Consider the following 19804-nt stretch of genomic DNA (forward strand, 5'->3'; position numbering starts at 1 on the left):
GCGCCGGCCTTTCCTTCATCTCACTGCCGGGCTGCTTACAGCGCCTTGGCGGCTTCCACCACGTGGGCGGTGGTGATGCCGAAGTGCTTGTACAGCTGGTCGGCCGGGGCCGAAGCGCCGAAGGTGTCGATACCGATCACCGCACCGTCCAGGCCGACGAACTGGCGCCAGAAACCGGTGACGCCGGCTTCCACGGCCACGCGCTTGCGCACGGCGTTCGGCAGCACCGATTCACGGTAGGCCGCATCCTGGCGCAGGAACACGTCGGTGGACGGCATCGAGACCACGCGGGTCTTGAGGCCAGCCGCGTCCAGCTGGGCCTTGGCTTCAGTCGCCAGCGAAACTTCCGAACCGGTGGCGATCAGGATAACGTCCGGGGTACCAGCAGCATCGGCCAGCACGTAACCACCGCGCTCGATCTGGGCGATCTGCTCGGCGTCGCGCGGCTGGTGCGGCAGGTTCTGGCGGCTGAACACCAGGCAGCTCGGACCATCCTGACGGGTGATCGCAGCCTTCCAGCTCACCGCCGACTCGACCGCATCGCACGGACGCCACACGTCGTTGTTCGGGATGTAACGCAGCGAAGCCAGGTGCTCCACCGGCTGGTGGGTCGGGCCGTCTTCGCCCAGGCCGATCGAGTCGTGGGTGTAAACGTGGATGGCGTGTGCCGGGATCAGCGCGCTCATGCGCACGCCGTTGCGGGCGTAGTCGCTGAACACCAGGAAGGTGGCGTCGAACGGAATGAAACCACCGTGCAGGGCCAGGCCGTTGGCGATGGCGGTCATGCCGAACTCGCGCACGCCGTAGTACACGTAGTTGGCGTTGGCGTCGTCGCTGGCGACCGACTTGCTGCCCTTCCACAGGGTCAGGTTGGAGTGCGCCAGATCAGCCGAGCCACCGACGATTTCCGGCAGCAGCGGCGCGTAGGCTTCGATGGCCAGCTGCGAGGCCTTGCGCGAGGCGATCGTCGGGCCTTCAGCGGCCACCTGGGCGATGTACGCATCGGCCTTGGCAACGAAGTCGGCCGGCAGGTCGCCGTGCGAACGGCGGGTCAGTTCGGCCGCTTCGGCCGGGTACTGCGCGGCGTACTTGTCGAACTGCTGTTCCCATTCGGCCTGGCGCAGGGTGCCGGCACCATTGGCGCGCCAGCCGTCGTAGATCGCCTGCGGGATCTCGAACGGGCCGTATTCCCAGCCCAGCTGCTTGCGGGTGGCTTCCAGCTCGTCCTTGCCCAGCGGTGCGCCGTGGCTGGATTCCTTGCCCGCCTTGTTCGGCGAACCAAAACCAATGGTGGTGCGGCAGCAGATCAGGGTCGGCTTGTCGCTCTGCGACAGCGCGGCCTCGATGCCGGCCTTGATGCTTTCCGGGTCGTGGCCATCGACATCGCGGACCACGTTCCAGCCATAGGCCTCGAAACGCTCCGGGGTGTTGTCGGTGAACCAACCCTCGACGTTGCCGTCGATGGAGATGTGGTTGTTGTCCCAGAAGCAGACCAGCTTGTGCAGGCCCCAGGTGCCGGCCAGCGAAGCGGCTTCATGCGACACGCCTTCCATCAGGCAGCCATCGCCCATGAACACCCAGGTACGGTGGTCGACCACTTCCAGCTCCGGGCGGTTGAAGCGCTGTGCCAGCAGCTTCTCGGCCAGGGCGAAGCCCACGGCATTGGCGAAACCCTGGCCCAGCGGGCCGGTGGTGGTTTCCACGCCCGGGGTCTCGTGGCGTTCCGGGTGACCGGCGGTGTGGCTGCCCAGCTGGCGGAACAGCTTCAGCTGCTCGATCGGCAGGTCGTAACCGCTCAGGTGCAGCAGCGCGTACTGCAGCATCGAACCGTGGCCGTTGGACAGCACGAAACGGTCGCGGTTGAACCAGTGCGGGTTGCTCGGGTTATGGCGGAGATAGTCGTTCCAGAGGACTTCGGCAATGTCGGCCATGCCCATGGGCATGCCGGGGTGGCCGGACTTTGCGGTTTCAACCGCATCGGCGGCAAGGAAGCGGATGGCGTTGGCCAACTGGCGACGGGTAGGCTGCGTCATGGTTCTGTCGGAATCGGGAGGCGGCCGCGGACGTGCGGGCGGCCTATTGTCCCATAGTCGCCGGGCGGGGGGTCAGTTCACCTTGCCCGGTAGTGCCGGCCGCTGGCCGGCAGTTGCGCAGAATTCAATGAAGATCATGAAGTTGCCGGCCAGCGGCCGGCACTACCCGCCCCCGGAGTTCGGGGGCTGCGCCATAGGCGCCGGGGTGTGGAGGCCGGTAAGGGGGGCCCGCGATTCGCATCGCGAAACGTGGGAGCGGCAGCGCGCATGCGATGACGCGTACCCGGCCAGCGGCCGGCACTACCGCCCCCGGAGTCCGGGGGACGGGAATCCGGACTCAGTCCTTGTGCGGGGTCAGCGCCGGGCCGTCGTGGCCTTCACCCTTGGCCACCAGGGTGGTCAGGGCCAGGTCACCGGTGACGTTCAGCGCGGTACGGCACATGTCCAGGAAGTGGTTCACGCCCAGGATCAGGCCGATGCCCAGCGGGTTCACGCCCACCATCGCGCAGATCATCGCCACCACCGGCAGCGAGCCGGACGGTACGCCGGCGGTACCGATGCCACCGAGGATGCAGACCGCCATCACCATGATCTGCTGGCCGATGCTCAGATCCACGCCGAAGAACTGGGCCAGGAAGATCACCGTCACGCCCTCGAACAACGCGGTGCCGTTCTGGTTGGCGGTGGCACCCACGGTCAGCACGAAGCGCGAAACCCGCTGCGGCAGGCCCATCTGGTCGGCCACGCGCAGCGCGGTCGGCAGGGTGGCATTACTGGACGCGGTGGAGAACGCCATCACTGTCGCCTCCTGGGTATCGCGGAAGAACGACAGCGGCGAACGGCCGGACAGCCACACGGCCGTACCGTAGGTCACCACCATGTGCAGGCCCAGTGCCAGCACCACCACGCCCACGTAGGCGCCCAGGCGGATGATCAGCTCGAAGCCGAACAGTGCGGCCAGGTTGAACATGAAGCAGGCCACCGCGTACGGCGCCAGGCGGATGACCAGGTTGATCAGGGTCATCGAGATTTCGAACACGCCTTCGATGGCGCGGCGCAGCGGGGCGACCTTCTCGTTGTCGGTCAGCACCATGCCGATGCCGAACATCAGCGCGAAGAACATCAGCGACAGGATCGCGCCGTTGTCAGACGCGGCCTGCAGCACGTTGCTCGGCACGATCGACAGCAGCATGTCCATGCCCTTCGGCGTGCCATGGATGCCAGCAACGATCTCCTTGCTGCGCTCGGCGTTCTCCGACAGCATCATTGCCGCGACCTGCGGGTCGACGCCCACGCCCGGCTTGAGCAGATTGACCAGCACCAGGCCGATGCCGACGGCGATGCCGGACAGCAGCACGGTATAGGCCAGGGTCTTCCAGCCGATGCGGCCGAGGGCGCGGATATCGCCCATCTCCGACACGCCCATGATCAGCGCCGAGAAGATCAGCGGCACGATCAGCATGAAGATCAGGTTGAGGAACAGGCCCGAAGCCGGGGTGGTGATGTAGTCCATTACCCACTTGGCACCGGCCTGCAGACCATCGACGCTGCCACCCAGGGCGTGCACGATCAGTCCCAGGACCAGGCCGATCGCGAAGCCGATGCCCATCTTCCAATGCAGGGGCAACTTCTTCTTGTCGGCAGCAGCTGCTGTCATACGCGGGTTTCCTCGAAAAATGAATGCACTCTAACAAAGCGCGCAAGCGGCGCCGGTTCAGGTTCGCCGTGGCGGATACAGCGGCGCCAGACCAGTGTCAGCGGTGCCCGCAGCCGCCGACCAGTGCGGTCCGTCACGGAAGGCCTCGCGCAGGCGCGCACGCAGCGACGCCAAGTCGCCCTGCCCACCCCAGCGCGCCTGCTGCAGGTCCTGCAGCACCTGTCGCTGTCCGGGGTCAGCCAGGCGGTCGATGACCTGCTCGATACGTTCGACACCGGCCATCGCACACAGCTGCGCTTCGACCTGCTCAAAACCTTCGCCATCCAGCACACGGCGCAGTTCGGCTAGACCGGCACGTCCGCTCGCCACAACCGGCGCAGCCGAGCGACCCGCCACCGGCGCCGCCGCACGCGGGCGACGGCCACGTTGCCAACCCCACAGCAGGGTCAGCAGCCACAGCAACGCCAGGCCGATGGCCGCTCCCATCCACGGCCATGGCCGTTCGGACAGGCCACTGGCGCGCGGATCGGTCGCCGCGATACGGCTGTCCTGGCCATCGGCACCGGGCAGCGCCGCATCGGTGTCGATCGGCGGCAAGGGTGCCGGCGGCGCGTTGCTTGCGCCGTTGCCCGCTGCAACGGCCAGCGTCAGGTCTGGCAGGCGCGCTTCCTGTGCCTTGCCGCTGCGAACATCCCACCATGGCAGCTGCGGCCCCGGCACCACCAGCGAACCGGGCTGGCGCGGCACGATCGAATAGCGGCGGGTGATCTTCAGCCGCGGCGTACTGCCGTTGAAGGTCTCCTCATACTGCGCAGGCTCGGCGAAGACCTGCGCGTTGCTGCCGACCTCGGGCACCGGCAGATCAGTGAACTGCGCGCGGGTCGCGCCTTCGGCAATCGCCTCGACCACGATGTTGGCGGCTTCCCCGCTGCGCGCACTGGTCGGCGCGCTGGTGTAGCGCAGTTGCAGGCTCTGCAGCGGCAGCCACGGCTGCAGTGCCTGCGCCGGCTGTGCCTGCACCTGCAGGGTGCGGTCGACGCCGGTGGCATTCATGCGGCCATCGCCGCCGCCAAAGAAATCATCGAAGAACCCACCGGCACTACGCCCGTTGAAGCGTGCACCGGCCAGCCGCAGTGCACCGCTGCGCTCGGGGATCAGCAGGAAGCGGCGCTCGACCACGTTGTAACGGCGGCCATTGACCTGGCGCACGTCGGTGCGGTCGTCGCCCACGCGCTGCAACGACGCGCCGGCCGGTGTATCCAGCACCAGTTCGCCGGACGCCAGCTGCGAGGCGAAGTACAGCCGCACCACCACGCCTACGCTCTGCTGCACGTACGGCGTCTGATCATCGACAACGGTTTCGATGAAGGCCATCGCGTTGCTGTCCGGACCGGCGACGGTGGCGGCGTCCACCTGCAGGGTCAGCGGCGCGGTCCGCGTGCTGCCCACCTGCAGGCCGGGAATGACCAGCGCACCACTGCGACGCGGCGTCAGCGCCACACCGTACAGATTGCGCTGCTGCATGGCGCCGTTGCTCCACTCCACCTGGCGGCTGCTGGTCTGCCCACTGAGGTCGAAGTCGGTACGCAACGGGTTGAAGTCGGGTGCGCCCTGGTCACTCTCGACGTTGAGGGTGACCGTATCGCCCATCGCAACACGGTCGCGGTCGAGCCAGGCGCGCGGCTGCGCCCACGCCAGCAGCGGCAGCCACAGCAGCAGTGCCGCCAGTACCTGCAGCGGCCAGCGCCCATGCATGTTCGTCGCCCGCGTCATCGCCCTTCCCTCTTCCTGCGTTCGTTTTCCAGCTGGAACTTGGCCCGCAGCAACGCGCCCGGATCATCCGGCACACGCCGCATCCACGCCTCCACCGCCTGCTGCTCCTCGCGCTGGCGTGGCGTGGCGCCATCGCTGCCTGGTACCGGCTTGCCGTCCTTGTCGGCCTGACCCTCGCGCGCCTGCTGCATCGCCTGCTGCATGCGCTGGCGCTGCTGTTCATCGGCCTGCGCCTGCGCCTTGGCGTCTTCCACCTGTGGTGGTGCCTGCTGGCCGTCGCGGCCACGCTCGCCGGGCTGCGGGTTCGACTGCGTTTTGTCGTCGCCCGGCTTGGGCTGGCCCTGCTGGCCAGACTGCGGCTGGCCCTGGCCGGAATCCTTCTGGCCCTGCTGCGGCTGCTGGCCCTGCGGATTCTGCTGGCCCTGACCATTCTGCGGTTGTTTCTGCTGCCCGTTCTGCGGCGGCTTCTGCTGATCCTGGCCCTGGCCACCGGATGACTTGCGCTTGCGCGCGGCATCGACCACCGCACGGTTGGCCACCGCGTCGGCCATGCCCGGATGCAGCGCCAATGCGCGATCGTAGGCAGCAATGGCTTCGTCGTAGTTGCCCTGGCGTGCCAGTGCGTTGGCCAGGTTGTACCAACCGGCATCGTTGTCGATGCCCTCGAACTGCTTGCGCGCACTGGCGAAGTCGCCATTGCGGTATGCCTGCACGCCGTCGGCCAGGCGCTGATGCTGCAGCTGGTCGCTGCGCTTCCACAGTGTGCCCTGCACCGGCTGCGGCGCAGCGGCCGACGGCGCCTGCGCCTGCACCTCGCCCATCCATGGCAGCAGGCCCACTGCCAGTACGGCAGCCAGCAATGCGCGGCGACGGAACGCCAACAGCGCCAGCAGCATCAGGGGCGGCAGCAGCCAGAAACCTTCATCGCGCCATTGCCTGCCCTCGCCCGGTCGCTCCGCCGTCGTGCCCTCACGCACATCGAGCACGCCCAACGCACGCAGATCGCTGTCATCGGCGGCAATGCGCGCATAGCGTCCGCCGCCGGCCGTGGCCACCGCGCGCAGGCTGGCTTCATCCAGTGCGGCCTGGCGGATCTGCCCGCTGCCATCGCGATAGGCCGCACCGGCTGGCGTACCCAGCCCCAGCACCGACACCTGCAGGCCCAGGCTGCGTGCCTGTGCTGCGGCCAATCCGGCTTCGCCGTCGGCCTGGTCGGTCACCAGCAGGATCTGCCCGCGCAATGCACCGATCTGCCGCATCAGCCGGGTCGCCCAGTCGATGCCACGGTCGGCGCGCTGGCCGTCGCGCGGCATCACTTCAGGTGACAGCGCATCCAGATACAGCGCGACATTGCTGCCGTCATCGGTCAGCGGCGCGACGGTGTAGGCATCGTCGGCGTACACCACCAGACCGACCTGCCCGCCCTGGCGCGCGCGCAGCAGCTCACCTACCTTTGCACGCACCTGCAGCAGGCGCGAGGGCGGCAGGTCGGTGGCGGTGATCCGGCTGGACAGGTCCAGCACCACCAGCAACGGTGCGCTGGCCTGGAACATCGGTTGCGCCTGCTGGCGCCAGCTTGGCCCGGCCATCGCCAGCGATGCCAGCGTCCAGCCCAGCAGCAGCGCCCACGGCAGGCGCGCACGACGGCGCGTGCCAGCCGCCAGCAGATGCGGCAGCAGGTGCGCATCCACCGCCTGCCGCCACACATTGCTGCGCCGCTGCCGGTACAACGCCACCGCGATGATCAGCGGCAGCGCCAGCAACGCCCACAGCCATTCCGGGCGCAGGAAGTGCAGCGCGTTCCAGTCGGGAAGATTCGAAACCAACGCGATCATCGGCGACGCTCCGGCCACAGCCAGGCCAATGCGCCCAGCAACAAGGCCAGCCCCAGCGCCCATGCGTAGCGTTCCTCGCGCGGGCGCAGGCTCGGACCCTTCGCCGCGATCGGCTCCAGCCGGTCCAGCTCGGCATAGATGCCGGCCAGCTGTGCGGTGTCACGTGCGCGGAAGAACTGGCCGCCGGTCATGTTGGCGATCTTCTTCAACGTCGCTTCGTCGACCGGGTCCTGGTCGGCAGAGATCGGAATACCAAACAGGCGCATGCTGCCGTCACCGCCAAAGGCCACGGTGTGGATGCGTACGCCTTCGGCGCGCGCCACCTCGGCCGCACGCAACGGTTCCAGCACGCCGGCATTGCTCACGCCATCGGTCAGCAGGATCAGCACGCGCTGGCCCTCGGGTTGGCTGCGCAGCCGCTTCACCGCCAGGCCGATGGCATCGCCAATGGCCGTCTCGCGGCCGGCCAGGCCGACCACGCTGTCGCGCAGCTGATCGCGCACGCTGGCCAGGTCGGCGGTCAGTGGCGTCAGCGTGTAAGCACGGTCACCGAACACCAGCAGGCCGATGCGATCCCCGGCACGACGATCAAGAAAATCGGCCAGCACGGCCTTGGCTGCGGTGAGGCGATCAACCGCCTGCCCGCCCAGCACCATGTCGCCCTCGCCCATGCTGCCGGACACGTCCATCGCCAGCATCATCTGCCGGCCTTCCTGCGGCGGCGTGATCGCCTCACCCAATTGCTGCGGACGCGCCAGCGCCACGCACAGCGCGCACCAGCCCAGCCACAGCAGCAGCGTGCGCAGCCACGACACATCGACGCGGCCGCCACCGGCCAGCGCTTCCAGTTCGGTGGCCGCATACGGCACGCGCAGCGCAGCGCCCGGATCGGCACGGCGTTTCCACCAATGCATCAACAACGGCAGCGGCAGCGCCAGCAGGGCCAGCGGCCATGCCAGCTGCAGGTCCGGCCACGGCCAGTAACTCGCCAGCACGTTCATCGGCGGCGCTCCAGCAGCAGCGCCAGGTAGCGCTCGCGCGCCCAGCGGCGTACTGCGGCCACCTCGTTGACGTCCACGCGTGGGCGATAGGCACCTTCGGCCAACAGGCTACGGCGTGCTTCCGGCAATGTGCCCTGCGGATCCACGCGCTGCCACCAGGCCTCATCGCGCAGCGACTCGCTGCCCGGACGCGCATGGCGGGCGGCACGACGCAGCAGTCCCGCAATGGCCGCCAGTTCCGCAACGGCGTCGTGGCTGGCAGCCAACTCCTGGTCGAACAGCTGCAACCAGCGCTGGTGACGACGGCGGCGGCGCCACCACAGCACAGCCACCACCAGCAGCACCAGCAGCAACACGCCACCGATCATCAGGTAGCCCGGTGCCGGCGGCCACCAGGATGGTGGCGGCGGCAGCTGCACATCACGCAGCGGCAGATTGGCGCTCATGCCGGCACCTCGGTCGGCGACGGTGCCAGCCAGGCATCGCTGGGCGCGTCGGTGGACAGCACCTGCACGTCGACACGGCGCGCACCGAGCTGACGCCGCAGCTCCTGCAGCGGTTCAACGAAATGCGCCTGCCAATGGGCCTGCACCTCGCTGCGGCGCAGGTCGAGGCCAATGCGCTGCTGCAGGGTCTGGAACTGCAGCGCGGCCGACGGCGGCTGCAGTTCCAGCGGATCGACCAGCAGCACCAGGCTGAGGTCGTGATGCTGGGCCAGCGCGCTCCAGCGTGCCGGCGGAATGCGGATGGCCTGCTGCGGATCGGCCAGCACCAGCATGCGCGCACCCGGGCGCAGCACGCGGCCGGCGTGGTCCAGCGCGCGCTCCAGGCCCAGATCATCGGCAGGCGGCTGCGCATACCAGCGGGTCAGTGCGTCGAGCACGCGCAGCACGCCGCGCGGACCGCCTGCGGGGGCAATCGGTGGTTCACGGTCGCTGCCACGCAAGGCGCCGATGCGATCGCCACGGCGCTGCGCCGACCACGCGGCGACGGCGCCGGCGCGTGCGGCCTGCACCGACTTGAAGCGCACGCGGGTGCCGAAGTACAGCGACGGTGAAGTATCGGCCACGATCAGGCTGACCCGCTCGCGCTCGGCCTGGAACAACTTGGTATGGGCACGACCGGTCCGTGCGGTCACCCGCCAGTCGATATGGCGTGCATCGTCGCCGGCCACGTACTCGCGCGACTCGGCATATTCCATGCCGCGCCCACGCAGCGGCGACGGCGCCTGCCCGGCATTGCCGGCACGGCCACGGCGCGGCGGTGGCGGACGCTGCGCCAGCCGCCGCAGTGCCACCAGTTCGGCCAGCTGTGGGCGCAGCCCGTCACCGTCACTGACGCTGGGTACGTGTTCCAGGGATCGATCGGTCATGCGCAGGCTCAGGGTGCCGGCACCCGGGCCAGCAGTTCCTGCACCAGGCGCTCGCCATCCCAACCCTCGGCGGTGGCTTCGTAGCTGGGCAGCACGCGATGGCGCAGCACGTCGGCAGCGACCGCGCGCACGTCATCGGGGGTGACGAAGTCGCGATCCGCCAGCCAGGCGCGTGCGCGCGCACAACGCTCCAGCGCGATCGAGCCGCGCGGGCTGGCGCCCCAGGCGATGCGGCGGCCGAGGCCGGCGTCATAGCGCGACGGGTCACGCGAGGCCAGCACCAGCTCGATCAGGTAGCGCTCCAGCGCCGGCGCCATGTGCAGGTCCAGCACTTCGCGGCGGGCATCGAACACATCCTGCATCGGCATCTTTTCCGGTACCGGTGCCGACTCGCCCAACGCACCACGGGCGCGCTCGCGGGCCAGGCGCAGGATTTCCGATTCGGCCGCCTGGTCCGGGTAACCAATGCGCACGTGCATCAGGAAGCGATCCAGCTGTGCTTCCGGCAGCGGGAAGGTGCCTTCCTGCTCGATCGGGTTCTGCGTGGCCATCACCAGGAACAGTGGCGGCAACGCGTAGGTGTGGCGGCCCACGGTGACCTGGCGCTCGCCCATCGCTTCCAGCAGCGCTGACTGCACCTTTGCCGGGGCGCGGTTGATTTCGTCGGCCAGCAGGATCGGGTGGAAAATCGGGCCGGGCACGAATTCGAAGCGGCCTTCCTGCGGGCGCCAGATCTCGGTGCCGGTCAGGTCGGCCGGCAACAGGTCCGGGGTGAACTGCACGCGTGCGAAGTCGGCTTCCAGGCGCGCGGCCAGCGCGCGGATGGCGGTGGTCTTGGCCAGGCCGGGGGCACCTTCCACCAGCAGGTGGCCGTCGGCCAGCAGGGCGATCAGCAGGCGTTCGACCAGCGCGGCCTGGCCCACGATCTCGGCCGACAATGCGTCGCGCAGCTGGCTGAAAGCGGCATGCAGGCGGGAGGTAGCCGGCGCGGGCGGCGGCGAAACGGTTTCGGGCATCGGCGGTGGCAGGTTCATGGGGGCCTTTGACCGGCGCAGGACGGCACGGGTTCCCGACATCATCGCAGGGTGCCCTGCGATTGGCATCAAGAACGGCTGAACAGCATCCACGCATGACCTGGATCTACCGGGCCGTAGGCGTGGAAGGGGGCCCAAACGAAGAAGGGCCGCACAGGGCGGCCCTCTTCGTGTTGCGGGGTGCGATGGCTCAGTTCTGCTTGGCCACGCGCAGCACCTTCGGGGTCACGAACACCAGCAGTTCGGCCTTGTCCTTGTTGCGGCCACGCTTCTTGAACAGGTTGCCGAGGAACGGCACGTCGCCCAGGAACGGCACCTTGCTGATGCTGCTGCGGTCGGTGAACTCGTACACGCCACCGATGACCACGGTCTGGCCGTCCTCGACCAGCACCGCGGTGTTGACCTCACGGCGGTTGATCGACGGCACGGTGCCGTAACCGTCCAGCTGGATGAGCTGGTCCACTTCGTCCTTCTTCACCTGCATGTTGAGGAACACGCGGTTGTCGTTGGTGATGGTCGGCGTGACCTTCAGTTCCAGCACCACTTCCTTGAACTGCACGTTCGGCGTTGCAACGCCACCGGTGCCGCCACCACTGATGGTGACATAGCCGATTTCCTTGCCCTGCTTGATCGTTGCCTCGCGCTGGTTGGTGGTGACCACACGCGGGTTGGAGATCACTTCGCCACGCGACTCTTCCTGCATGGCCGAAAGCTCCACATCCAGCAGGTAGCCGGCGTTGAGGATCGACAGGGCCAGCGAACCCGGATTGCTGGCCGTAGCAACCGGCAGGCTCCAGTTCAGGCCGCGGGTGATGGTCGAGCCCGTCGCCACCGGCGGCGGACCGACGCGGCCGCCGGCAATCCAGTCACGCTCGGCCTTGGCATTGTCCTGCGCCGTCTTGACCTGCGATTCGCGGGTCAGGCGATTGGCTTCCAGATTGCCACTGAAGTAGACGTTGTCACGGCTGCCACTGATGCCGAACTTCGCACCCAGCTCGCGGGCGAAGGTGTCGGTCGCAATGACGATACGGCTTTCGATCAGCACCTGGTCGACCGGGCGGTCGATCACGTTGATCAGCTCGCGCATGCGCGCGATCTTCTTCGGAATGTCGCTGATCATCAGCGTGTTGGTGCGCTCGTCGGCCACGATGCGGCCGCGACCGGACAGGAAGCCACTGTCCTCCTGCGAGGATGAGCCACCACCGCCGCCGCCAGCGCCACCACCGCCACCGCCACCGATGCCCTTGGCTTCAGTCAGTGCTTTGAAGATCTGGGTGGCGCTGTGGTAGTTGATCTGGACGTAATCGGTGACCAGGTCCTCGCGGTTCTCGATGGCGATGCGCGCGTCTTCCTTCTCCTGCTCGAACTTGGCCAGTTCGGCCTGCGGAGCGACCCATATCACGCTGCCGTCGCGACGCTTGTCCAGGCCCTTGGCGCGCAGCACGATGTCCAGCGCCTGGTCCCATGGCACATTCACCAGGCGCAGGGTCACGTTGCCCTGCACCGAGTCGGAGGCCACCACGTTGAGGTTGGACTCTTCGGCAATCAACTGCAGCACGGTGCGCACCGGCACGTCCTGGAAGTTGAAGGTCACCGGCTTGCCGGTGAAGCCGCGCTGCGGCAATGCCTTGGCTGCCTGGGTGACGCTGCCGGCAGTGACCGCGCCTACAGCGGCCGGGGCCTGCCGCGGGCTGATCTCGACCACGTACTCGTTGCCGCTCTGGTAGGCGAGCGATTCGACCGCACCGCCGGTGCTCAGCACCAGCTGGGTACCGGCACCGGACGGCTTGGCGTCGATGCGCTGCACCGGCGTGGCGAAGTCGACGACATTCATCGGCTTCTGCAGGTTGGCCGGCAGACGGGCATTGCCGACGTCCACGACCACGCTGTTGCCCTGTGTACGCAGGTCCGGGATCGCGCCCTGGCCGTCGAACTGGACGATCAGGCGCCCGGCGCCATCATCGCCCCGCTTGAAATCGATCTTGGCCACCGACAGGCCGGCCGGTGCTGCAGCCGGTGCCACGGTGGTGCCCACCGGCTTTTCCGCCGGTGCGGCAGCCAGCGCCGGAGCGCAGGCCAGCATCAGCGCGACTCCCAGCGCGCTGACACGGTTCAAGGTAGAGCGCCGGACGGGACGCAGCCCCTTGGCTTGGTGAAAGGTCATCGTGCTATCCCCAGTAAACGATCATTGATCTTCAAGCGAGAGCGTTGCCGGCCGTTCCAGCCAGCCACCCGCGCCATCCGGCACCAGTTCGATCAGCTCCACGCGGTCCTCGAAGACCGCGGTGGCCCGTCCGTCGCTCTGCCCCAGGTAACCGCCCGGGCGCACCCGGTAGGTCACCTTGTCCGGTCCCATCACCAGCGCGACAGTGCCTGCGCCGGTGCCGATGGTGCCGACCATGTCCAGTGCGTCCAGCGGGAAGCCTTCCAGCGGCTCCTTGCGCCGGTTCGGATCCGGCCGCAACCCACCGCTCCCCTGCGGATTGGTCCAGGCATCGGTGAACGGATCACGCATGCCCTGCGCGGAGTATTCGAAGGTCTCGAACTGCTGCATCACCGGCAGCGGCTCCAGTGGCTGCGCCGGTCGTGCACGCTCACCCTCCACCCACTTTTCCAGGTTCGGTGCATCGCCGGGCGTGCTGGTCACGCCACGGCCGCACGCAGCCAGCAACAGCACTGCAGCAGCCATTCCACAACGTGCGAAGAAGGAACGGATCACTTCTTGTCCTCCTTGCCGGCTTCAGCCTTCTGCTGTTCCTGCACCTCGGTCTCGTCCAGGTAGCGATAGGTCTTGACCGTGCCGGACAGTTCCAGCGCACCACTGCGGACGTTGCCGCCGGTCTTGTCCTTGGGCTTGAGGTTGATGTCGTGCATGGTCAGGATCACCACCCGCGGCAGCGAGGCGACGCCACTGACGAACGCGCCGAACTGGTGGTAACTACCCACCATGCGCAGCTTGATCGGCTTCTCGGCGTAGAACTCCTTCACCTGCTCCTGCTCCGGCTCGAACAGCTCGTTGGTCAGGCCGCTGGACAGCGCAGTCTGCGAGATGTCGATGATCAGGTCCGGCATTTCGGTCTTGCTGGGCAGCTGCCGCAGCATCTGCTGCAGCACCTGTTCCATCTGTGCCAGCTGCTGCTTCAGCGGCGCCAGGTTCACCGCGCGTTCCTGCTGCTTGGTGAACTCGGTGCGCAGCTCGACTTCCTTCGATTCCAGGCCGGCCAGTTCCTCGCGCTTGCCGCTGATCAGCAGCATCCACGCCACGAACATGATCACCAGCGCCAGCAGCGAGCAGAAGACGATCTTGGCCTTCTGCGGCCAGTTGCCGATGTCGTTGAAATCAAGGTTCTTCAGATCGATCTTCTGGCTCATGCGCGGTCCCCCTGCAGCGGGGCATGGAAGGCCTGCGGCGGCTGCGCCAGGCGGCTGCCCTCAGGCTTCGGGGCGGGCTTGGCAGCCGGCTGGTTCGGCGCGGCCGGTGGATTGGCCGGTACTGCTGCAGGTGCCGCCGGAGCCGCCGGAGCCGCCGCTGGCTGGCCTGCGGCCGGTGCCGCCGGAGCCGCCGGAGCCGCCGCTGGCTGGCCTGCGGCCGGTGCCGCCGGCGTGGCAGCATCCGGACCCGCGGCAAGCGGAGCCACGGGTGCCGGCGCTGCCGGCGCAACCGTGCCGTCTGCGTTCAGGCCCGGCGTCGCCGCCACCTCTTCACTCTGTGCCGGCAGCTTCACCTTGACCACGAACACGTACGGCAGCGCCTTCATGTCCGCAACCGGACCCGCCTTGCCGTCCTTGTCCTTCTCCGGATCACGCGCCTCGATGATCGACAGCTCCGGGTTGGTCATCCAGCCGGAGGTATCCAGGTTGCGCATGTAGGCCGAAACACGGGCATTGGACTGGGTACGGCCTTCCAGGGTCAGTACATCGCCTTCCTGCTTCAGCGCGGTCAGTACCACGCCGTCAGGAATGGTGCGCACCAGCGCATCGAACAGGTGGACCATCTGCGAGCGCTTGGCCTGCAGTTCCTCGATCACCTTCTTGCGGGCCAGCAGGCGTTCCTTCTGGGCGTCGAGGCGGTCGATCTCCTTGTTCTGTTCCTTGACCTTCTCGATCTCGGCTTCCAGATAGGCGTTGCGGTCCATCTGGCCGCTCACCTGGCGGTCGTAGTAGAACCAGATCACCAGCGACAGCAGCAGGCCACCGATCGCGGCCATGCCCAGCATTGCGTAGAACTCGCGCTGGCGTTGCTTGCGCCGCTCGGCGCGCCAGGGCAATAGATTGATGCGCGCCATCAGTCGAAGCTCCTCAGCGCCAGACCGGTGGCGATCATCAGCGCGGGGGCATCCTGGGCCAGCGCATGTGCGTTCACCTTCGGGCCCAGGGTCATCTGTGCCAGCGGGTTGGCGATCACGGTCGGCACGCCCAGCTGCTCTTCGACCATTTCCGGCAGGCCACCGAGCACGGCGCAGCCACCGGCCAGCACAATGTGATCGACGCGGTTGAATTCACTGCCCGCATAGAAGAACTGCAGCAGGCGGCTGATCTGCTGGACCGTGGCTTCCTTGAACGGCTCCAGCACTTCCATCTCGTAGCTTTCCGGCAGCCCGCCCTGGCGCTTGGCCAGGCCCGCTTCCTCGTAGCTCAGGCCGTAGCGGCGCATGATCTCGTCGGTCAGCTGCTTGCCACCGAACACCTGTTCGCGGCTGTACAGGCTGCGGCCACCGCGCAGGACATTGAGGGTGGTCATGGTGGCGCCGATGTCGACCAGCGCGACCACGCCCTCGATGGACACCGGCAGCTCGCTGGCGACCAGGGCATAGGCGTTCTCGACCGCGAAGGCCTCCACGTCCATCACCTTGGCCTGCAGGCCACCCAGTTCCAGCGCGGACTGGCGCAGTTCCACGTTTTCCGAACGCGACGCGGCCAGCAGCACCTGGACCATCTCCGGGTTGTTCGGGATCGCCCCGATCACCTCGAAGTCCAGGTTCACTTCCTCGATCGGGTACGGAATGTAGTTGACCGCTTCCAGCTCGATCTGGGCTTCCATGTCGTTCTCGTCGAGCTCGGCCGGCATTGGGATCACCTTGGTGATCACCGCCGACCCAGCGACGGCGGCAGCGGCCAGCTTGGCCTTGCTCCCCGAGCGGTTCATCGCGCGGCGGATGGCCTCACCCACGGCCTCCACTTCCACGATGTTCTTCTCCACCACCGCATTCGGCGGAAGAGGTTCCACAGCGTAATGTTCCACACGAAAACGATTGCCACTGCGGGACAGCTGCAAAAGCTTTACCGCAGTCGAACTGATGTCGACGCCTACAAGCGGCGACTGACTTTTTGGGATGAGCCCCACGGTTTCTCCCCTGCCGACGGGCACTTGGACGCAAGACCTGCGCCCGAGCATTAATAACGTATTCTTAGCAAATGGCAACGGCCCTGCTGTGAAGTCCCTCACGGATTCACCATGCAGCCCCTGACTGTTCCCTTTGCGCTCCCCGGCGACGACCCCAGCCGCCACCTTGCGTAATCTATACTCTGCGACCACGAAATTCGCAATCGGAATCTGAACCCGATGACTCGACTCCGCCGCTGGCTGCGCTGGATCTTCCTGATTGTCCTGGTCCTGGCGCTGATCGGCGCGGCCGCCGTAGGCGGTCTGTACTATGCCGTTTCCTCCAAGCTTCCCGACGTGCAGACCCTGCGCGACGTGGAAATGCAGGAGCCGATGTACGTCTACGCTGCCGACGGCAAGCTGATGGCGGTGTTCGGCGAGACCCGGCGCACCCCGATCACCATGAAGGACGTGCCCGAGCGCCTGAAGCAGGCGTTCCTGGCTACCGAGGATGCCCGCTTCTACGAGCATGGCGGCGTCGACTACATGGGTATCGGCCGTGCCGTATGGCTGCTGGCCACCACCAGCGACAAGCGCGTGCCCGGTGGCTCCACCATCACCCAGCAGGTCGCCCGCCAGTTCTTCCTCAGCTCCGAGTACAGCTACACCCGCAAGCTGGCCGAGATCCTGCTGGCGCGGAAGATCGAGTCCGAGCTGAGCAAGGACGAAATCTTCGAGCTGTACCTGAACAAGAGTTTCTTCGGCAACCGTGCCTACGGCGTGGCCGCCGCCGCCGAGTTCTACTACGGCAAGAAACTGAACGAGCTGGACCTGGACGAGATGGCCTCGCTGGCCGGCATCCCCAAGTTCCCGTCTTCGGGCAACCCGATCTCCAACCCGGAACGTGCCCGCCAGCGCCGCGACAACTACGTGCTGCAGCGCATGGCCGACCTGAAGTTCGTCAGCCAGGCCGAGGCCGACGCGGCCAAGGCCGTGCCGATGCACGCCACCGCGCATGAGCCGCCGGTGCAGGTCGATGCCCCGTACGTGGCCGAGCTGGTGCGCCAGGAAATGATCGCCCGCTTCGGCGGCGATGTGGTCAACAAGGGTTACCACGTCACCACCACCATTGACGCCACCCTGCAGACCGCCGCCAACCAGTCGGTGCGCGACGGCCTGCTGCTGTACGACCACCGCCACGGCTGGCACGGCGTTGAGAAGCAGGTCCAGGTGGGCGCCGGCGAAGACGCCGCGGCCCTGGCCGAGCACCTGCGCGGCATGTTCGGCCAGGCCGGCCTGCTGCCGGCCATCGTTGCCAGCACCGGCGCCGATGGCAGCGCCACTGTGGTGCTGGCCAACCGCAGCGAGATCGTGCTGCCGGCCGGCGCCGCCAAGTGGACCAACAAGACCCCGGGCAAGCTGGTGCAGCGTGGCGACATCGTGCGCGTGCGCACCGGCGCCAAGGAAGGTGAGTGGCTGCTGGACCAGCTGCCGCGCGGCCAGTCCGCCCTGGTTTCGCTGGATGCCCACAGCGGCGCGCTGAAGGCACTGGTCGGTGGCTTCAGCTTCTCGGGCAACAAGTTCAACCGCGCCACCCAGGCCCGTCGACAGCCGGGGTCGAGCTTCAAGCCGTTCGTCTACGCCGCCGCCTTCGACAAGGGTTACAACCCGGCCTCGATCGTGCTCGACGCCCCGGTCGTGTTCCGCGACCGCCGCGGCAAGACCTGGGCCCCGCAGAACGACGGTGGCGGCTTCCGCGGCCCGATGCGCCTGCGTGAGGCGCTGGTGCAGTCGCGCAACCTGGTCTCGGTGCGCCTGCTCGATGGCATGGGCGTGGACTACGCGCGCAAGTACATCAGCGAGTTTGGTTTCGCCGAATCGGAACTGCCGCCGAACCTGTCGATGTCGCTGGGTACCGCCTCGCTAACCCCGTTGTCGGTGGCCCGCGGCTACGCCGTGTTCGCCAACGGCGGCTCGCGCGTGGACACCTGGCTGATCGACCAGGTGAACGACCGCGACGGCAACCTGGTGTTCAAGGAAAACCCGGCGATGGCCTGCCGCGACTGTGCCGGCAGCAGCGGCCAGCCGGTCAACCAGGTGGTGGACGGCTTCAACTTCGGCGCTCCGGCCCCGAAGGTGGACCCGGCTGCTGCGGCCAAGGCCGAAGCCAAGACCGAAACCCCGGCCGCGCCGGTCAACCCCGATGCCCGCACCGCCCCGCGCGCGATCGACGCCCGCACCGCCTACCAGCTGGTGTCGATGATGCGCGACGTGGTCCAGCGCGGTACCGGTGCCCAGGCCAAGGTGCTCGGCCGCGAGGACGTGGGCGGCAAGACCGGCTCCACCAACGACCACCGCGACGCCTGGTTTTCCGGCTTCGGCGGCCCGTACGTGACCACCGTGTGGGTGGGCCGCGACGATTTCCGCTCGCTGGGTTACCGCGAATACGGTGGCAAGGCCGCCCTGCCGATCTGGATCGACTACATGCGCACCGCGCTGAAGGACACCCCGATCGCGCAGAACGAGCCGCCCAGCGGCATGGTCCAGGCCACCCTCAACGGTGCGACCGAGTGGGTGAAGGTGGAAGACATGGACCGCCTGACCGACTACGACCTGAACCTCAATACCCCGCAGGCCGACGCCGCCGCGTTCGATATCTTCTGAGGAAGGGTTTGGTGGGTGCCAACCGCGGGTTGGCACCGATGCGCCCCTGGTAGCTGCCAACCTTGGTTGGCGCCCCGTGCCGACCAAGGTCGGCACCTACCGAAGCGTTGGTGGGTGCCAACCGTGGGTTGGCATCGATGCTGCCCCTGGTAGCCGCCAACCTTGGTTGGCGCCTCGTGCCGACCAAGGTCGGCACCTACCAAAGCGTTGGTGGGTCAGCGGCACGGTCTTGCCGGGTAGCGCCGGGCCATGCCCGGCGAGCGCAGCGGCATCTCCGCGAAATACCCACGCAGATGTCACATCCGTGCGCTAGTCTGTAGCCAGGTCGCAACAGGGAGTCATCGCATGCATCGCGCCCGTCAGCATGCTGCCAGCCAGACCCGCGAGCGGCGCCACCGCCTCGCCCACGAAGCCGCCCGCCTGATGGCCGAAGGCGGCATCCGCGACTACCACCAGGCCAAGTTGAAGGCCGCCAGCCGGCTCGGCATCCACGACGATGCCTCCCTGCCCCGCAACACCGAGATCGAAGACGCCCTGCGCGAGTACCAGCGGCTGTTTTCCGGGCCCCAGCATGGCAACGAACTGCAGCGCCGCCGCGAAGCCGCCATGCGCGCACTGGAGTTCCTGCACGGCTTCGCCCCTCGCCTGGCTGGCCCGGTGCTGGATGGCACCGCCGACGCCAACAGCCCCGTGCAGCTGCACCTGCACAGTGACGACCCGGAAGCCGTGCACCGCTTCCTGGACGAACACGGCATCCCCGCCGAATCGCGGACGCGCCGTTTGCGCATGGACCGCGAGCGCTGCCTGGACGTGCCGGTGTGGGTGTTCAGTGCCGAAGAGCTGACCTTCGACCTGGCGGTGCTGCCGTATGACGCCCTGCGTCAGGCACCGCTGTCGCCGGTGGATGAGAAGCCGATGCGGCGTGCGTCTGTGGCGCAGTTGCGGCAGGTGCTGGCTGAGGCGGAGATCACCGCGTATATCGGCGGGTGACGGTAGCGCCGGTATTGGTAGGTGCGGACCGTTGGTCCGCACTGTGCTTCAGAGATCCGGACACCTGACCAAAGAGCAGCCGAGCGTGGGCTCGGCTCTACAGGGAGCGCGGTCCCCGCCTT

The 19804-nt window shown here is 67.6% G+C and carries 15 protein-coding genes; 2 read left to right on the forward strand and 13 right to left on the reverse strand.

Annotated elements, in window-relative coordinates; genetic code table 11:
• Positions 1–35 precede the first annotated feature (35 nt).
• From tkt to AC3ITW_RS17705, 13 genes are all read right to left on the reverse strand, one after another.
• Positions 36–2033 (reverse strand): transketolase, encoded by a 1998-nt coding sequence (tkt, locus tag AC3ITW_RS17645; protein ID WP_032972627.1) that lies wholly within the window; start codon positions 2031–2033, stop codon positions 36–38.
• Positions 2034–2370: 337 nt separating this feature from the next.
• On the reverse strand, positions 2371–3690 hold the full coding sequence (locus tag AC3ITW_RS17650; RefSeq protein WP_006388765.1) for a dicarboxylate/amino acid:cation symporter: 1320 nt from the start codon (positions 3688–3690) through the stop codon (positions 2371–2373).
• Between the two features lie 57 nt (positions 3691–3747).
• A complete protein-coding gene (locus AC3ITW_RS17655) occupies positions 3748–5463 on the reverse strand; it encodes a BatD family protein (RefSeq protein WP_489389795.1) in 1716 nt (571 codons plus the stop codon).
• Positions 5460–7298, reverse strand: coding sequence for a tetratricopeptide repeat protein (locus tag AC3ITW_RS17660; protein ID WP_489389796.1), 1839 nt, complete (start codon positions 7296–7298; stop codon positions 5460–5462). The genes AC3ITW_RS17655 and AC3ITW_RS17660 overlap by 4 nt, the downstream gene beginning before the upstream one ends.
• Positions 7295–8299, reverse strand: a complete 1005-nt coding sequence (locus tag AC3ITW_RS17665) for a vWA domain-containing protein (protein WP_100469430.1) — start codon at positions 8297–8299, stop codon at positions 7295–7297. Before AC3ITW_RS17665 ends, AC3ITW_RS17660 begins: the two co-directional genes overlap by 4 nt.
• A complete protein-coding gene (locus tag AC3ITW_RS17670; RefSeq protein ID WP_012511972.1) occupies positions 8296–8745 on the reverse strand; it encodes a DUF4381 family protein in 450 nt (149 codons plus the stop codon). Before AC3ITW_RS17670 ends, AC3ITW_RS17665 begins: the two co-directional genes overlap by 4 nt.
• Positions 8742–9671: a DUF58 domain-containing protein gene (locus tag AC3ITW_RS17675; RefSeq protein WP_065723814.1), complete on the reverse strand. Its 930-nt coding sequence runs from the start codon at positions 9669–9671 to the stop codon at positions 8742–8744. Before AC3ITW_RS17675 ends, AC3ITW_RS17670 begins: the two co-directional genes overlap by 4 nt.
• A gap of 8 nt (positions 9672–9679) precedes the next feature.
• Positions 9680–10705 (reverse strand): AAA family ATPase, encoded by a 1026-nt coding sequence (locus AC3ITW_RS17680; RefSeq protein ID WP_041864582.1) that lies wholly within the window; start codon positions 10703–10705, stop codon positions 9680–9682.
• Positions 10706–10895: 190 nt separating this feature from the next.
• A complete protein-coding gene (locus AC3ITW_RS17685) occupies positions 10896–12869 on the reverse strand; it encodes a type IV pilus secretin PilQ (protein WP_006388908.1) in 1974 nt (657 codons plus the stop codon).
• 21 nt (positions 12870–12890) lie between these two features.
• Entirely contained in the window at positions 12891–13394 is a 504-nt protein-coding gene (locus AC3ITW_RS17690; RefSeq protein ID WP_050559910.1) for a pilus assembly protein PilP, read from the reverse strand.
• 26 nt (positions 13395–13420) lie between these two features.
• Complete coding sequence (locus AC3ITW_RS17695; RefSeq protein ID WP_006388913.1) at positions 13421–14077, reverse strand: type IV pilus inner membrane component PilO; 657 nt, start codon at positions 14075–14077, stop codon at positions 13421–13423.
• Positions 14074–14991 (reverse strand): PilN domain-containing protein, encoded by a 918-nt coding sequence (locus tag AC3ITW_RS17700; RefSeq protein WP_489389797.1) that lies wholly within the window; start codon positions 14989–14991, stop codon positions 14074–14076. Before AC3ITW_RS17700 ends, AC3ITW_RS17695 begins: the two co-directional genes overlap by 4 nt.
• On the reverse strand, positions 14991–16049 hold the full coding sequence (locus AC3ITW_RS17705) for a pilus assembly protein PilM (RefSeq protein ID WP_006388916.1): 1059 nt from the start codon (positions 16047–16049) through the stop codon (positions 14991–14993). The genes AC3ITW_RS17700 and AC3ITW_RS17705 overlap by 1 nt, the downstream gene beginning before the upstream one ends.
• A gap of 219 nt (positions 16050–16268) precedes the next feature.
• On the opposite strand from AC3ITW_RS17705, the gene AC3ITW_RS17710 reads away from it, so the two are divergent.
• Positions 16269–18692, forward strand: a complete 2424-nt coding sequence (locus AC3ITW_RS17710; protein WP_012511977.1) for a penicillin-binding protein 1A — start codon at positions 16269–16271, stop codon at positions 18690–18692.
• Positions 18693–19037: 345 nt separating this feature from the next.
• Positions 19038–19682 carry a hypothetical protein gene (locus AC3ITW_RS17715; protein ID WP_012511978.1) on the forward strand — a complete coding sequence of 215 codons (645 nt, stop codon included), beginning with the start codon at positions 19038–19040 and terminating at the stop codon, positions 19680–19682.
• Positions 19683–19804: the final 122 nt, after the last annotated feature.

This window comes from Stenotrophomonas sp. KH_052, assembly GCF_057838755.1.

Bases quoted from the DNA above. Each gene is read 5' to 3' on its own strand.
- AC3ITW_RS17710 (WP_012511977.1), top strand. From the start codon at position 16,269: ATGACTCGACTCCGCCGCTGGCTGCGCTGGATCTTCCTGATTGTCCTG.
- AC3ITW_RS17655 (WP_489389795.1), bottom strand. From the start codon at position 5,463: ATGACGCGGGCGACGAACATGCATGGGCGCTGGCCGCTGCAGGTACTG.
- AC3ITW_RS17665 (WP_100469430.1), bottom strand. From the start codon at position 8,299: ATGAACGTGCTGGCGAGTTACTGGCCGTGGCCGGACCTGCAGCTGGCA.
- AC3ITW_RS17695 (WP_006388913.1), bottom strand. From the start codon at position 14,077: ATGAGCCAGAAGATCGATCTGAAGAACCTTGATTTCAACGACATCGGC.
- AC3ITW_RS17675 (WP_065723814.1), bottom strand. From the start codon at position 9,671: ATGACCGATCGATCCCTGGAACACGTACCCAGCGTCAGTGACGGTGAC.
- AC3ITW_RS17715 (WP_012511978.1), top strand. From the start codon at position 19,038: ATGCATCGCGCCCGTCAGCATGCTGCCAGCCAGACCCGCGAGCGGCGC.
- AC3ITW_RS17670 (WP_012511972.1), bottom strand. From the start codon at position 8,745: ATGAGCGCCAATCTGCCGCTGCGTGATGTGCAGCTGCCGCCGCCACCA.
- AC3ITW_RS17680 (WP_041864582.1), bottom strand. From the start codon at position 10,705: ATGAACCTGCCACCGCCGATGCCCGAAACCGTTTCGCCGCCGCCCGCG.
- AC3ITW_RS17700 (WP_489389797.1), bottom strand. From the start codon at position 14,991: ATGGCGCGCATCAATCTATTGCCCTGGCGCGCCGAGCGGCGCAAGCAA.
- tkt (WP_032972627.1), bottom strand. From the start codon at position 2,033: ATGACGCAGCCTACCCGTCGCCAGTTGGCCAACGCCATCCGCTTCCTT.
- AC3ITW_RS17660 (WP_489389796.1), bottom strand. From the start codon at position 7,298: ATGATCGCGTTGGTTTCGAATCTTCCCGACTGGAACGCGCTGCACTTC.
- AC3ITW_RS17650 (WP_006388765.1), bottom strand. From the start codon at position 3,690: ATGACAGCAGCTGCTGCCGACAAGAAGAAGTTGCCCCTGCATTGGAAG.
- AC3ITW_RS17690 (WP_050559910.1), bottom strand. From the start codon at position 13,394: ATGGCTGCTGCAGTGCTGTTGCTGGCTGCGTGCGGCCGTGGCGTGACC.
- AC3ITW_RS17685 (WP_006388908.1), bottom strand. From the start codon at position 12,869: ATGACCTTTCACCAAGCCAAGGGGCTGCGTCCCGTCCGGCGCTCTACC.